The organism is Bacillus sp. es.036, assembly GCF_002563635.1.
Taxonomy (GTDB): Bacteria; Bacillota; Bacilli; order Bacillales; family Guptibacillaceae; genus Guptibacillus.
Genome location: NZ_PDIZ01000001.1, coordinates 3,057,030 through 3,071,093 on the forward strand (window position 1 = coordinate 3,057,030; position 14,064 = coordinate 3,071,093).

Sequence of the window (14,064 nt, forward strand, 5' to 3'; positions counted from 1 at the left end):
AGCCCCTGCAGGAAATTCCTGCAGGGGCTGTTTTGGTATGTGAATGTGTCTTTTTTGGGTGGACATTTGTACTTTATAGGGGTCAGGCTCGAACCTGACCCCTATCCTTTCCCTCCTTCCATCACCGCTACAAAATCCCCATCCTTCTCCTCTAACATCTGCCTCGCTCTTTCCCCATCCAGCTTCAACAAAATCATCAACACCGCAACCCGCGCATCCCCTTCCGCCTGTTCACTATAACGCGCTGCCTCCCCTTCACTAACTCCGGTTAACTCCTGAATAATCGAAACAGTCCGCTTCCGTAACTTTTCATTCGAAGCCTGAACATTCACCATTAAATTGCGGTACACCTTTCCAAGCTTCACCATGGAAGCAGTCGTAATCATATTTAACACCATCTTCTGCGCCGTTCCTGCTTTTAATCGGGTTGAACCTGTCACCACTTCTGGTCCAACTGGTAGTTCAATCGAGTATGTAACGATTTTAGAAAGCGGAGCATTCGTATTGCATGAAACCCCCGCCGTCTTCGCACCTATTTCATTTGCCGCTTCCATCGCCCCAAGCACGTAAGGCGTTCTCCCACTAGACGCAATGCCAATCACGAAATCACGCGCGCTTACATGCTTTCGTACATCTTCAATTCCAAGTTCCTGACGATCTTCTGCTCCCTCAATTGGATAACGTAGCGCCTGGTCACCTCCCGCAATCACACCGTTCACAAGATCAGCCGCAACGCCGAAAGTAGGTGGGCACTCCGAAGCATCTAATACGCCGAGACGTCCGCTCGTACCAGCACCGAAATAATAGAGTTTCCCGCCATTTCTTATCACACCAACAACCTCATCAATCACTTTCTCAATCTGGGGGAGAGCGATTTTCACAACGCCAGCAACGCTCGCATCCTCCTCATTCATTAGCTCGATAATCTCAAGTGTTGAAAACTGATGAAGATTTTCCGACTTTGCATTTCTCATTTCCGTTTTCGCATTGTTTTCATCAGCCATTTGCATCTCTCCTATTCGTTAGCCGCTCATGACATGATAAGACGACAGTAGATTCGCTTTTCGTTCTTTTGTGATCGGTTCTCCATTCACAATCAAGGCACAAATACATGCGCCTACCGCTGGAGAAAGTGTAGGAAAAAACACGTTATTGACGCCTAATTTTCTCACTTCTTCAAGAAATCCATCCCGGAAAAAAGACGACTCCATCAATCCTCCACAAATCACGAGCCTACCGCTCCGCACCTCAATCGCATCAATTAACTCGCTCAACTTCCGATAAGCGTGCTGAATGAGACCCAAAGCTGTCGGATTTTGCTTCTCTGCTAGGTCAATCACCACTTCTGCCACAGAAGCGATTTTCATACGCGCATATGGATCCTCATAAATCGCCGTAATCATGTCGGGGGCACTGGTTAACTTCAAGAAGGAAAGAAGTCCGTCACAAAAGGCTTTATCTATGATCGCTCTCCCATCATGCATCATCGCAACGGTGCGAAGCGCATGCTGTCCAATATCATAGCCGCTCCCTTCATCCCCAAACAAATAGCCCCAGCCGCCGACACGCCTTGAATCAACGCGGTCTAAAGCATAAGCAATCGAACCCGTTCCAGCGATCAAAACCGTTCCTTCCATGGAAAAGGTTCCGCTTGCTAGCGCACCGTAAGCATCGTTTCGAACCTCGAGTACTCCTTCATATCCTGACAGGACCTCCAACACCCACTTTTTCCAGCGCAGCTGATCTTCTTCTCGGTCACCACCGGCTGTGGAGACAAACACACTACAAAGTTCTCCCTCTTTTACACCAGACATTAATTCAGTCGTTACCTGATGAATCGCCGCTCGAACTTCTACTTCTGGGCGCGATTTCACATTCGTGGATCCGACTATACTTTTTGAGAGAATCACACCATCCTGATTACAAATGAGGCCAACCGTTTTCGTGCCACCGCCGTCTATGCCCATATACACTTTCTTATTTAATGGCACCCTGAGTCAGTCCTTCCATAAATTGTTTCGATGCGATGAAGAAAAGCACAATCATCGGCAGTGAGGCTAACGTTAGCCCTGCGAAAAGCGCGCCCCAGTCTGCAGAGTATTCACCGAAAAGTGAAAGCATGCCAACTGGAATCGTCTTTTTCAGATCATCTGTTATGAAAATAAGCGGGAAAAAGAAGTCGTTCCATGATTGGATAAACTGAATAATCATCACGGTTCCGAGCGCTGGACGCATTAAAGGAAGGACAACATTCCATAAAATACGCAGGTTTCCTGCGCCATCGATTCGTGCGGCTTCTTCAAGCTCACGTGGCATCGTTCGGAAGAATCCGGTCAAAATAAGAATCGACAGCGGAATTCCTGTTGCCACATACATAAAAATCAGCGACCATAGCGAGTTTAATAGATTCAAATCTTTCATTAAAATAAACAACGGAACGATGCCTAGTTTAATCGGAAGCATCATCCCCATCAGGAAGAAAAAGAAAATGATGTTATTCCAGACGAATGTGAAGCGCGCAATATAGAAAGCAGCGAGTGAAGATGTGATCAGAATTAATAACACAGATACAACACTCACAAAAACGCTGTTCATAAAATACGTCGTAAATGGGATCATTTCAAGTAAGTTCCGGTACGTATCAAGGTTGAACGTCTTCGGCAATGAGAGTGGACTTGTGAAAATCTCTGCGCTCGTTTTGAAAGACGAAAGGATCATTAATAAAATCGGATAGATGCTGATTGATGCGATAAGAAAAGCAAATACATAGTAAAACGGTCTCGTCCAGATTGTATGGTTCATATCATCGCCTCCTTACATGTCCACTTGTTTTTTCTGCATGTAGCGTAAATAAAGTGCGGTAAAGAATGAGATAAAGAGAAAGAGCACAACCGCCAGTGCGGATCCTAATCCGACTGCCGTCGTTGACCCACCTGCGGAGCCGCCGAATGCGAGTCGATAAAAGTAAATCGCAAGCGTATCCGTCGAATGATAAGGTTCTCCTTGTGATCCTTGCATCGCATAGACAAGTTCAAATGCTTCGAACGACTGAATAAACGTCAGGACCGTCATAATCATGAACGAAGGAACCATTAACGGAAGGACGATTTTACGAATCATAGAAAGGCCGTCTGCGCCGTCGAGCTTGGCTGCTTCGAACAGTTCTTTTGGAATCGATTGAAGACCGGCTAGGAAAATCAGCACCCCGAATCCGATCCCATACCAGCAGTTAACGAGAATAATCGAAATAAGAGCTGTATCTGGATCACCAAGCCACGCTTTTTGGAGCTGTTCCAAACCGATTTTTTCAAGAATGACATTTAGCGCACCGTAGTTTGGATTTAAAATCAGCTTCCATAAAAATCCAACAACGATCACGGATAACAGCCGTGGCAGGAAGTAAGCAATTTTAAGAAACTCCGACCCTTTTACTTTTTTATAGATAATATAAGCAAGAATAAAAGCAAGACCGTTTTGGAAAATCATCTGTAGCACGAAATAAAGAATGTTGTGACCAAAAGCATTCCAGAAAAGTCCTGAAAACGGCTCAAGTGTAAAGAGATCCTTGAAATTCTTTAAGCCGACAAACTCTCCGCGCACAATCCCTTTCCAATCAAAAAAACTGTACGTTAATGCGGCAAATAGTGGATAAACAATAAACAGCCCGTAGATGAGAAGAGCAGGAATAGGAAAAAGGTGGATGGTCCACCTTTTCCAGTTCCTCTCCTTCTTAATTTTGACGACTGAATTTGAATTCGTAGCTGGTTTCATACTCTCCGCCCCTTATTTCTGTAGTGGCTCATACCATGACTGCGCGCTTTCCTGAACCGTCTTCGCTACTTCCTCCGGCGTGCGTTCACCAAGGTACATCCCTTGTAGCTCTGTTTCAATCGTCGCTTTTGTGGACGGATTTCCACCAGCAAAGTGAACAAGCATCATGTAAGGTGTTGACTGCTCTTCTGCTGCTTTTCCAAGCGCATTCACAAGCTCATCCTCTGACTCAATCCCTGGAATCGCGCTAATCATTTTAAATTCTTCTGTAAACATCGTGCCAAACTCTTCCGTGGTCATAAACTGAAGAAATTTCTTTGCGGCATCTTTATGCTCAGAACTCGCATTGATCGCATATGAGCCATCCACCCATGTTGTAATCGTCGGCTCTTTTCCAACAGCAGACGGAATTGGGAAGAAACCGAGTTCAAGGTCAGGATTCATTTCACGTAGCACTTCAATTTCCCAGCTTCCTAGCGGGAACATCGCTGCGTCACCTGTAAAGAACATCGTGCGAATATCTTCCATCCCAAGTCCTTCATAATTTTCAGGGAAAAACTGTTTTAGTTCATCCATTGCGTCAATCGAGCTTTGAAATTCGTCGCTTGTAAAATCGGTTTCGCCTGCTGTAATTTGATCGACGAACTCATTACCACCATAATGAGCCGGCCCAATGATGCCATGTGACAATGACAACAGCCAGCCTTCTTTAGTACCAAGGGCGATCGGTGTCGTACCTTCTTTCTTAATTTTTTCATTTAGCGCCATGAACTCATCCCACGTTTGTGGTTCTTCAAGACCCATTTCTTCAAACATTTTTTTGTTGTAAAACATTTGTGTCGTACTCATATTAAGCGGTACACCATATTGCTTATCATCCGATCCTTTTGAAGCGGCAAGCGTTTCGTCTGAATATTGATCGAGTCCTTCTAAATCATCAAGCGGTTCAAGGTATCCTGCATCCGCAAGCTCGATCCCAGGCGTATAAGGACGAAGGTGAATGATATCAGGTCCTTCTCCACTTTGAAGGGCCGTGTTTAAAATCGTGTTATACTCCGTATTTTTTGAAGGTTTAAACTCTACGTTAATGTCCGGGTTTTCTTCATTAAATTTATCAATGATTTTTTGATAGCTTGCTTTATCTTCTGTTCGCCAGCTGCCAATCGTTAGCGTGACGCTGTCTTCACTAGCTTCAGAATCTCCTGAATTGCCACCACTTTCAGAGCTACATGCGGATAAGACTAAGATAAATGCTAAAAAACCCGTTAAAGTAAACGCTTTCATTTTATTCATTACTTTTCCCCCTCGTTTAGTTAGTAAAATGAGCGTAAATCAAAGAATGAAGATCAGGACGAATGTGTTTCATCTTGTGCTTCCTTCCATACTGAACAACATTCGTTAAAAACGTAACAATCAGCTCTTTCTGCGGATCAACCCATAAACTCGTTCCAGTAAATCCCGTGTGGCCGAAGCTTCCTGCTGACCACCCCCTTCCGCATGATAAAGTAGTGCCTTTCCCGCTCCACACTTCAAACCCCATACCGCGATTTTCAGCAACGTGATTTCGTGCTTTTTTCATCAGAGTTTGTGATAGCACCTTTTGCGTTTCTGGGTAAAGAAAATAAGAGCCAAATTTGCCAACATCACTCGCAGTAGAAAAGAGACCAGCACTTCCGCTTGCGCCGCCAAGATGGAGCGCTTTTTCATCGTGAACCTCGCCTTGGATGTAGTGATTTTTATACCATTCTGTTGAAGCGATTTGATGATGCTCTTCCGGATGAAAGGTAGTATGAGTTAATCCCAAAGGTTGATAGAGCGTTCTATCTGCAAAAGTTGAAAGCGTCAGGCCAGTCACCTTTTCAATGACTGCCCCTAATAAAATCATGCCAAGATCGCTATACTTTACAACTGTTCCAGGCTTAGAATTAAGTTCAGCATTCACCACTTCGTTAAAAACATCACGTGTCTCGAAACGTTGTACGGGTGGCGTAAGGTCGGCCGGAAGTCCTGTCGTATGGGTAAGCGCCTGACGAATCGTAATCTCTCGGTGTACGAATTCTGGGATGTAGGTTTGAATCGTATGATCAAGTTCAACAGAAGTGTTGTCAACAAGCCATAGGATCGACGGAAGGGTTGCCATCACTTTAGTTAAGGAAGCAAGGTCAAATCGCGTTGTTGTTTTCATGGTGTGGGGGTGATTGTTCGAATCGATAAAGCCACCGTATGCACGATGGAAAACGGTGCTCCCTTTCTGTTGAACGTGAAGAACAGCGCCAGGGAGCTCCTTTTTGACAATAAGATCGCGGAGATAGGCGTCAATTTTAACCATGCTTTTTCGCAACCTCCACCGCTTTTCGCGTGCGTTCAAGCGCCGCTACGCTTTCCTCGTAGTTTCGGCTCGTCATACCAACATATAAAATATCAATCACGTTAAGCTGAGAAATACGTGAGCTCATCGCACCACTTCGAATGCTTTTCTCAAGCGAGCTTGTGAACAGCTTAATATCAGCAAGATCTGATACCGGGTTCGTACCGTATTTGGTTAATGTTATAACGGTGGCGCCGTTATCCTTTGCGATTTTAAGCGATTCAATGATATCGTTCGTTTGACCTGAGTAGGAGATACCGAAAACAACATCCTGCTCCTCGAGATTCGCGCTAATCGTACCTTGCGTATCATAATCAACGCCCGCTTCACACCAGCGATTGATCCGAGAAAGCTTTTGTTTAAAATCCTGAGCAATTAAGCCGGATGCCCCAATGCCAAACAGGGCAATTTTGCGCGCCTGACTAAGGGCAGCGATCGCTTTCTCCACTTCCTCTTTTGAAAGAACCGAGATCGTATCATTGATTGATTGAATGTTGTTGTTGGAGACATTTTCAATAAACGAATCCACTGTACCATCAATCGATATTTCTTGATAAGACTTACTCGTTTGCTTTGTCGCAAGGTCCCCTGCAATCCGAAGCTTCAGTTCTTGAAATCCTTTGTAATTTAGCGTACGAGCCAGACGGATAATCGTCGCTTCGCTTACCTCTGTTCGTTTGGAGAGCTTCTGGATTGAGAGATTGATCACTTCTTCCGGGTAATGAATAATGTATTCCGCCACTTTTCGTTCTGAAGGTTTTAATGAAGTGATTGATTCCTGAAGACTGATCAGGCCACCGTTCATAACTAGCCCACCTTTATCTTATAAATTTTCAATCATTTCATTTTAGCATATCCTCTCAGCCTAGCTTGGCACAACAGCAGATTCAATTGCTTTTCTTAAGTGACCGTCATACCTTTCTAACGTAGCATGAACCGTTTCACCTGTTAATCCTGTTAGTAATGAAAGAATAGCCGCTTTCGTTGAGCCATATTGTTCTAACGATTTTTCAGCCTCTTCGATCGATACCCCTGCGATTTCAGCGACAATGTTCTTCCCGCGCTGCACGAGTTTCCGATTCGTTGGCACAACATCAACCATTAAATTGCTGTAAACCTTCCCAATTTTAATCATGGAAGCAGTTGTCAGCATGTTCAGGACAAGCTTCTGAGCCGTTCCCGCTTTCATACGCGTTGATCCTGTTACGACTTCTGGCCCGACATCCGCAACAATACTGTAATGGGCCACTTCCTCCATTTTCGAACGACGACTACAAGTCACCGCACCAACCGTGGCACCTACTGTTTTTGCGTACGCCATGGCCGCCACTGTATAAGGTGTTCTTCCACTTGCGGCAATCCCGACAATGACATCGCTAGAAGTAAGGTTAAGCTTTTTCATATCCACTACGGCCTGTTCTTCATCGTCTTCTGCTCCTTCAAGAGCATATTGAAGCGCCTGATCTCCTCCTGCAATGACGCCGATCACCTGTTCAGACCTGGTGCCGAACGTAGGTGGACATTCTGAAGCATCAAGAACACCAAGCCTTCCACTCGTTCCTGCCCCAACGTAAATTAAGCGACCGTCCTTCTGGAAAGCCTCGACAATCTGATCAACGAGTTGTTCAATGATAGGCAACGATGCTTTAACGGCTTCTGGTATCACATGATCTTCTTGATTTATCACGTGAAGAATTTCATACGTTGTCATTTGATCAATCGTGAGTGTGTTTTGATTTCTTCGCTCAGTCTGGATGTTCGTTAAATTCATTTCATTAATTCCTTTCATCTGTAGCATCATTTTTCAAACGTAAGTCAAAGGGCTGCGACGCCCCGATCCATTGTAAAAGCGGCAAATCGTTTGGTGCTACATTTCCAATTACGTTCACCCGATCATCTGAAGGAAGATCGCGTTTTGTTAGCTGGATTTCACCGGCATAGCGGCCATAGTTCTCGTTATCAATCGTCACCGCCCCACATTTTCGTTCCATTGAAATCATGGGCTCAGGACGATCATGAAAACGTCTGGAAGCCGCGGAACGAATCACATCTCGGGCTGGATCAGGTCGATTTTCATGCCGACCTGCGACCTGGAATCTTTCAAACTGTTCATTTGAATTCTCCACATCAAGTGGAATCACGCCCTCTGAAAGAAGTGATAGTTTACGAAGCTGATCGTCGCTAATCGAAATATCCCCAACCAGCACGTGGTCCACATTGTAGTGATAAAGAAGATCAGCGCAGGCGATGTGCGGAGGAACGTTGCGATGTTTCTCAAGCGTTGGTAAGCCCGCATAAACAGGCCCTCTCAGCTGTTCATCTCCAGGAATAAATGCCATCGTTTGAATGCCGTATTCTTTAAATAATCGATTTCTCTCAGAAAAGAAATCCTCATCAAGTCCCGTATCAGGACGAGGGTAATAGTTATGCCACGCTTCGAGATTCCCAGTGTTTGCACCTAATTCAATCCATCGCTCGATGTCTTCTCTTGTCACGGTGCTCGCATTAAGACCAACTTTCATCTTTTGAGACAGCGATACAATTAAATCATCGGTATACCCGTAATCAGGACGGATCCCGCTCAATCCCCACTGAAGTAAATCTTCATAGTTTTCAATTCCTAAAAAGGTGATGGAGTGAGGCGAGACGTCCGCCACTAACTCCATCTTAAATTCTTTCGCCAAACGACCAAGCTCTTTTAAACGAGTTTGATAGATCGTGTGATCATCTTCTGGTATATGTAAGGAAGTGAAAAGCACCTTCACTCCGAAAGACTGCGCTTTTTCTAACTTCCCTTCCATATCACCATCACTTCCTAGATAGATAGACATTCCGAGCACCTTGGTACCTCCTCTATGCAGCTGTCGTCTTTGAGACTCCTTTATCAATCGCCACGGTCATCTCTTCTTTAAATCCGAACAGATACGTGAAGACAAAGCCAAAGAAGTACGCAACGACAAGGGAAATAATGTAATAAAGGATTTGATTTGAATTCACAAGGAAAATGAGCGGCAATCCTGATACGCCAATCGCGATGGTTGCAACTTTAAAGAATGCGGCAAAAGCGCCTCCAATCGCTGCACCGAGACACGCTGTGACAAATGGTCTGCCAAGCGGCAATGTTACCCCAAAGATTAGCGGCTCTCCGATACCTAAAATCCCAACTGGTAATCCTGCTTTAATGACTTTTCGAAGCTTCTTATTTTTTGTTTTAAAATAAATGGCGAAAGCTGCTCCAACTTGACCAGCCCCACCCATTGCAAGAATCGGAAGCAACGGATCATCACCAATCGTGTTAATTAATTCCATATGAACGGGCGTTAGTCCTTGATGGAGCCCCGTTACGACAAGTGGCAAGAACGTTCCTGCAAGAATTAATCCGGAGAAAATACCTCCAGCGTCAATTAACCCTAATAGTCCTTGTGTAATCAAATCTGAAACGAATCCGCCGATTGGCTGAAGCACGATTAACGTCGCAAATCCTGTAATTAACACCGAAATCGTTGGCGTTACGATAATATCAAGAGAAGAAGGAACGAAGCGACGCACGCGACGCTCTGTCCAGGCCATGAAAAAGGCAGCGAGCATCACACCGACTAAACCACCGCGACCAGGAACGAGCTGTTCACCAAAGAGCGTAATATCCGCAAGGGCCGGGTTAATGATCAGGATACCTGCAATTCCACCTAGTGCAGGGGTTCCACCAAATTCCTTAGCAGCGTTAATCCCAACGAAAATACCAAGATACCCAAACAGTCCCCAACCAATGAAATTAAGAATCGATACGATTGACGTTTCAGGATCGACACCTGATCGAATGACGATGTTCGTAATTCCGGCAATTAACCCTGAGGCTACGATCGCTGGAATAAGCGGAATAAAGATGCTGGCTATTTTTCTTAAAAACAATTTAAAAGGCGTAGCGTTTTTTTGCTTCAAATCTGATTTCGTTTGAGCTGCAAGTCCTTCAAAAATGTCACCCTCATCATCCAAATCCTCTGCTTCAACGCCACTCATCTTAGAAACTTCTTCTGCTACCTTCGTCACAATGCCTGGTCCTAAAATAACCTGAACCGTTTCAGCTTCCACAACCCCAAGTACCCCGTCAATTTCTTTTAACTGTTCAAGATCTACTTTTGACGAATCAATTGGCGTTACGCGAAGTCTCGTCATACAACTTGTTAATGATTGAATATTCGATGGTCCACCGAGAAGAGGTAAAATGTCACTAGCTAAGCGTTCTTCTTTTCTCACAAGCTTTCCCCATTTCTTCTGATGATTTCATGAAACGATTCAATATCCTTCTAAGATTTTCTGCTATGTAATCGGCTCACTGCTTCCTAATGCGTAAGTGCTCCTCCCCTCTCAAGGTTTATATTGAATTTTCTAATAATTTTAGTTTAACAAGTTTTATTTAATAATGTAAGTGCTTTTGTGAAGTTTTATTACATAAAAGCACTCGCCATTTTCACGAGTGCTTTTAACCCCTTAGTAAAGCAAGTAATCTTCTCTTACTTCTTTAAACTCTTCAAGATCCGCTTCCCACTTTTGCTGCATCTCTTCAACGCTTTCTCCTTCTTCAATCGCTTCTCGAATCCATCCGTTTCCTACTAGAAGGTCAAAGAACGAAACCCCAGCGCTGTTTTCTGCGCGGAATTCGAAATCTTCTGGGTAAAGATCATGAATCGTTTTCACAAGACTAAGCCCTGTTGTAACTGGTTCAAATGCTTCCTTATCCGTTACGTGAATTTGCACGCCGTGCGTTAACTTCCCAGCGTGCTTCGAGAAAGATGGTGTGAAAGAAGCGGCTCGAAAATCAACGCCTGGAAGTTCAAGACCATTTAATTCATTAGCAAGTTCCGTTGCGTTAATAAAAGGCGCGCCGATTAATTCAAATGGTTTTGTCGTTCCGCGACCTTCCGATACGTTCGTTCCTTCAATTAAAGCGGCACCTGGATAGACGAGTGCTGTATCAAGCGTTGGCATATTTGGTGATGGAAGGACCCATTCGAGAGGCGTGTCATCATAGTACATTTCCCGCTTCCACTTATCCATTTCAACAACAGTCAAATTAGCGCCAATTTCAAATTCTTCATTAAAAAGTTGAGCAAGCTCTCCTACCGTCATGCCGTGGCGAAGTGGAATTTCATATTTTCCAACGAAAGAAGAATATTCATCATTGAGTACCGGCCCTTCGACTGCTTCCCCACCAAGAGGATTCGGTCGATCTAGTACGATAAATTCAATGTCATTCTCAGCAGCGGCTTCCATTGCGTAAGCCATCGTGTAAATATACGTGTAGAATCGCGTTCCAACGTCTTGAATATCAAAGAGGAGCACGTCTATTCCTTCTAGCATTTCAGGAGTGGGCTTTTTCGTAGCGCCATACAGACTATAAACGGGTAGACCTGTTTCTTCATCGATATAATACTCCACGTATTCTCCGGCCTGCGCGCTGCCTCGCACGCCATGTTCAGGACCGTACAGAGCCTTTAAATCAACATCCGAATCATTATGAAGTAAATCTACGATACTATTAAGCTCTTGATCAACACCCGTTGGATTTGTAATGAGTCCAACGCTTTTCCCCTCGATTAACTCTTTCTGATCTTCAAGGAGAACTTCCACACCAAGCTTGAATTTCTTCTTATTTTTATCATGACCATACGCATTTCCTTTTCCATTGTTATCAGCGAGCGCGACTGACAAAGATGATAGAACGAGCATCATCGTAACAAGCATAATCATCCACTTTTTCATATTCCGAACGCCTCCCCATTTTTTAAATCGGGGAGAAGGAGCGCTTCTCCCCGATCACAATTGTTAGTACGTTAACCCATGTCCAAAGTTATAAAGGATGCCACCTGTTTCCCCTGGAATCGTAATCGGTAGCTTTCCTGTTGGTGCATTTTCACCAAAAATAGTGGCAGCTGTTGCTTTAAAACTTGCCGTTCTAAAACCATACTGTGTCAGGTAGCTATCAACGTCCGGATACGCCATAATGTCATATGGATTCCGAATCCCAACGGCTATAACAGGTGCATCTGTTGCATTCATAATGGCTTTAACCATCAGCATTTGTGGATGCTCAGGTGAACGCGTTCCAACACTGTACGTGTACGTTCCTACAATAATTTGATCAGCGGATACAATCGTTTCACGCTGTTCGTCCGTTAACGTGTAGCTGGAATTTGCTTCAATCACGGTCGTATTCGCATGCTGCGCTTTTACGGCGTCACCTAGCGTAGACACGAAACTTCTCCCAACCACGACAACGTGATCATCACTATTTGCATCAAGTGGTAAAACATCCTCATTTTTCACAAGTGTGATCGACTTGTCGGCAGCTTCTTTCTCAACCGCCTTATGCTCAGCTGATCCAACTGTCTGAAGTGCTTCTTGAATTTGGTCTTCTACATCAATAGGTTGCTCAGACTTGATGATTCCTCTGTTCACTTTTAACGTTAAAATGCGTTCAACGGAAGCTTCAATGCGTTCCTCAGAAATGTCACCAGATTCCACAGCTCCATATAGTCCTTCCGCAACTTCTGGAAGACCAACAGGCATCAAAACGATATCCGTTCCTGCTTTCACTGCGCGAATCGCTGCATCGACCGATCCGAAATGATCTTGAATCGCGCCCATGTTCATCGCATCTGTTGTAATGACGCCCTCATACCCCATCTCATCGCGCATTAATTCGGTTAACACTTTGTGAGAGAGCGTGGCAGGTAGTGAAATTTCCGTTCCGTCTTTTTTCGAAATCACTTTTGTATCATCAATTTTCGGGAACGTCACGTGAGCGGTCATGATCGCGTCGATCCCCGCTTCCATCGCCTTTTGGAACGGATAAAGCTCTACTTCCATGAGGCGGTCTTTGTCATAAGGAACTTCAGGAAGTCCCAGATGAGAATCAACGGCCGTATCTCCGTGACCAGGGAAATGCTTCGCTGTTGCTGCAACGCCAGTTTCTTGAAGTCCTTTCGTATAAGCAATCCCAAGATCAGCGACAAGCTCAGGATCTTCTCCAAATGAACGAACGCCAATAACAGGATTATCCGGATTGTTATTCACATCCATATCGGGAGCAAAGTTCATGTTGATCCCAAGAGAAGCAAGCTCCTCTCCGATCGCATGCCCGACGTTCTCCGAAAGCTCCGGTGAACGTGTTGCGCCAAGCGCCATGTTTCCAGGCATGTCCGTTCCAGACTGAAGGCGCGTAACAATTCCGCCTTCTTGGTCAATTGTCATTAGCATGCCGTATTTTTCAGAAGCCTCTTGATATTGAGCGACTAACTTCGTTGTTTGTTCGGTTGTTACGACATTTTCTCGAAATAAAATCACACCGCCAAGATGATACTGTTTGATCTGTGCTTCGATTTCTGGAAGCATCTCAGTCACATTTTGACCATCCCAGTTTCGATAATCTGGCATCAGCATTTGACCAACTTTTTCTTCCATCGTCATGCCAGCAATCGCATTTTCAATCAGGTTGTACTGCTTTCCTTTTTGCTTAACGATCGCTGGAGCTGACGCTTTTTTATCTGATTTACTCACTTTGTAATCAATCGCAATGCGATCGCTGCTTTGTCCATCAGAAACGCTTATGAATGTGCGGCCACGCTTTCCTGTTAAAGTAACCTGCCCATCCTTATCTACTTTCGCCACATTTTTATTCGATGACTTCCACGTAAGATTCTGCTCTGTTTTCATAAAATGACCGTCTTCATAAATGTGTAGCGGATGAAGCGTCATTGTCTTTCCATCAAACGCCGCGCTCACTTCAGGAACGTTTTCCATTAAAATTAAGTGTGGCGCACCACTTTCTGCACCAGCCTTTGGCAGCCATACTTGTGAAAACATCATCACGAACGCCAATATCCCTACAACGATCCGTTTACTTCGTGCTTTCATTTTATCCCTCC

The 14,064-nt window shown here is 44.5% G+C and carries 12 protein-coding genes; all 12 read right to left on the bottom strand.

The features are described from left to right. Positions 1–101: 101 nt before the first annotated feature. Positions 102–1,004 carry an N-acetylmuramic acid 6-phosphate etherase gene (gene murQ, locus ATG70_RS15450; RefSeq protein WP_098445155.1) on the bottom strand — a complete coding sequence of 301 codons (903 nt, stop codon included), beginning with the start codon at positions 1,002–1,004 and terminating at the stop codon, positions 102–104. A gap of 18 nt (positions 1,005–1,022) precedes the next feature. Continuing rightward, complete coding sequence (locus ATG70_RS15455) at positions 1,023–1,991, bottom strand: N-acetylglucosamine kinase (protein ID WP_098445156.1); 969 nt, start codon at positions 1,989–1,991, stop codon at positions 1,023–1,025. Further along, positions 1,978–2,802, bottom strand: coding sequence for a carbohydrate ABC transporter permease (locus tag ATG70_RS15460; RefSeq protein ID WP_098445157.1), 825 nt, complete (start codon positions 2,800–2,802; stop codon positions 1,978–1,980). Before ATG70_RS15460 ends, ATG70_RS15455 begins: the two co-directional genes overlap by 14 nt. A 12-nt stretch (positions 2,803–2,814) precedes the next feature. Further along, a complete protein-coding gene (locus ATG70_RS15465; RefSeq protein WP_098445158.1) occupies positions 2,815–3,771 on the bottom strand; it encodes a carbohydrate ABC transporter permease in 957 nt (318 codons plus the stop codon). Between the two features lie 12 nt (positions 3,772–3,783). After that, positions 3,784–5,064, bottom strand: coding sequence for an ABC transporter substrate-binding protein (locus ATG70_RS15470; RefSeq protein ID WP_257147722.1), 1,281 nt, complete (start codon positions 5,062–5,064; stop codon positions 3,784–3,786). 16 nt (positions 5,065–5,080) lie between these two features. After that, positions 5,081–6,100: a serine hydrolase domain-containing protein gene (locus tag ATG70_RS15475; protein ID WP_098445159.1), complete on the bottom strand. Its 1,020-nt coding sequence runs from the start codon at positions 6,098–6,100 to the stop codon at positions 5,081–5,083. Beyond that, a complete protein-coding gene (locus ATG70_RS15480) occupies positions 6,093–6,944 on the bottom strand; it encodes a MurR/RpiR family transcriptional regulator (RefSeq protein ID WP_098445160.1) in 852 nt (283 codons plus the stop codon). Before ATG70_RS15480 ends, ATG70_RS15475 begins: the two co-directional genes overlap by 8 nt. Before the next feature lie 60 nt (positions 6,945–7,004). Beyond that, a complete protein-coding gene (gene murQ, locus ATG70_RS15485) occupies positions 7,005–7,910 on the bottom strand; it encodes an N-acetylmuramic acid 6-phosphate etherase (protein WP_098445853.1) in 906 nt (301 codons plus the stop codon). A gap of 4 nt (positions 7,911–7,914) precedes the next feature. Further along, a complete protein-coding gene (locus ATG70_RS15490) occupies positions 7,915–8,970 on the bottom strand; it encodes a DUF871 domain-containing protein (RefSeq protein ID WP_257147782.1) in 1,056 nt (351 codons plus the stop codon). A gap of 22 nt (positions 8,971–8,992) precedes the next feature. Then, positions 8,993–10,393 carry a PTS transporter subunit EIIC gene (locus tag ATG70_RS15495; protein ID WP_098445162.1) on the bottom strand — a complete coding sequence of 467 codons (1,401 nt, stop codon included), beginning with the start codon at positions 10,391–10,393 and terminating at the stop codon, positions 8,993–8,995. Positions 10,394–10,627: 234 nt separating this feature from the next. Continuing rightward, the gene (locus ATG70_RS15500; RefSeq protein WP_098445163.1) at positions 10,628–11,899 is read right to left on the bottom strand and encodes an exo-beta-N-acetylmuramidase NamZ family protein; all 1,272 of its coding nucleotides are present in this window, start codon (positions 11,897–11,899) and stop codon (positions 10,628–10,630) included. Positions 11,900–11,962: 63 nt separating this feature from the next. Further along, entirely contained in the window at positions 11,963–14,053 is a 2,091-nt protein-coding gene (locus ATG70_RS15505; RefSeq protein ID WP_098445164.1) for a glycoside hydrolase family 3 protein, read from the bottom strand. Positions 14,054–14,064: the final 11 nt, after the last annotated feature.

What these genes read in the sequence shown, in the direction of transcription:
- murQ (WP_098445155.1), bottom strand. Translation starts at nt 1,004, where the DNA reads ATGGCTGATGAAAACAATGCGAAAACGGAAATGAGAAATGCAAAGTCG.
- ATG70_RS15460 (WP_098445157.1), bottom strand. Translation starts at nt 2,802, where the DNA reads ATGAACCATACAATCTGGACGAGACCGTTTTACTATGTATTTGCTTTT.
- ATG70_RS15465 (WP_098445158.1), bottom strand. Translation starts at nt 3,771, where the DNA reads ATGAAACCAGCTACGAATTCAAATTCAGTCGTCAAAATTAAGAAGGAG.
- ATG70_RS15470 (WP_257147722.1), bottom strand. Translation starts at nt 5,064, where the DNA reads ATGAATAAAATGAAAGCGTTTACTTTAACGGGTTTTTTAGCATTTATC.
- ATG70_RS15475 (WP_098445159.1), bottom strand. Translation starts at nt 6,100, where the DNA reads ATGGTTAAAATTGACGCCTATCTCCGCGATCTTATTGTCAAAAAGGAG.
- ATG70_RS15480 (WP_098445160.1), bottom strand. Translation starts at nt 6,944, where the DNA reads ATGAACGGTGGCCTGATCAGTCTTCAGGAATCAATCACTTCATTAAAA.
- murQ (WP_098445853.1), bottom strand. Translation starts at nt 7,910, where the DNA reads ATGAATTTAACGAACATCCAGACTGAGCGAAGAAATCAAAACACACTC.
- ATG70_RS15490 (WP_257147782.1), bottom strand. Translation starts at nt 8,970, where the DNA reads ATGTCTATCTATCTAGGAAGTGATGGTGATATGGAAGGGAAGTTAGAA.
- ATG70_RS15500 (WP_098445163.1), bottom strand. Translation starts at nt 11,899, where the DNA reads ATGAAAAAGTGGATGATTATGCTTGTTACGATGATGCTCGTTCTATCA.
- ATG70_RS15505 (WP_098445164.1), bottom strand. Translation starts at nt 14,053, where the DNA reads ATGAAAGCACGAAGTAAACGGATCGTTGTAGGGATATTGGCGTTCGTG.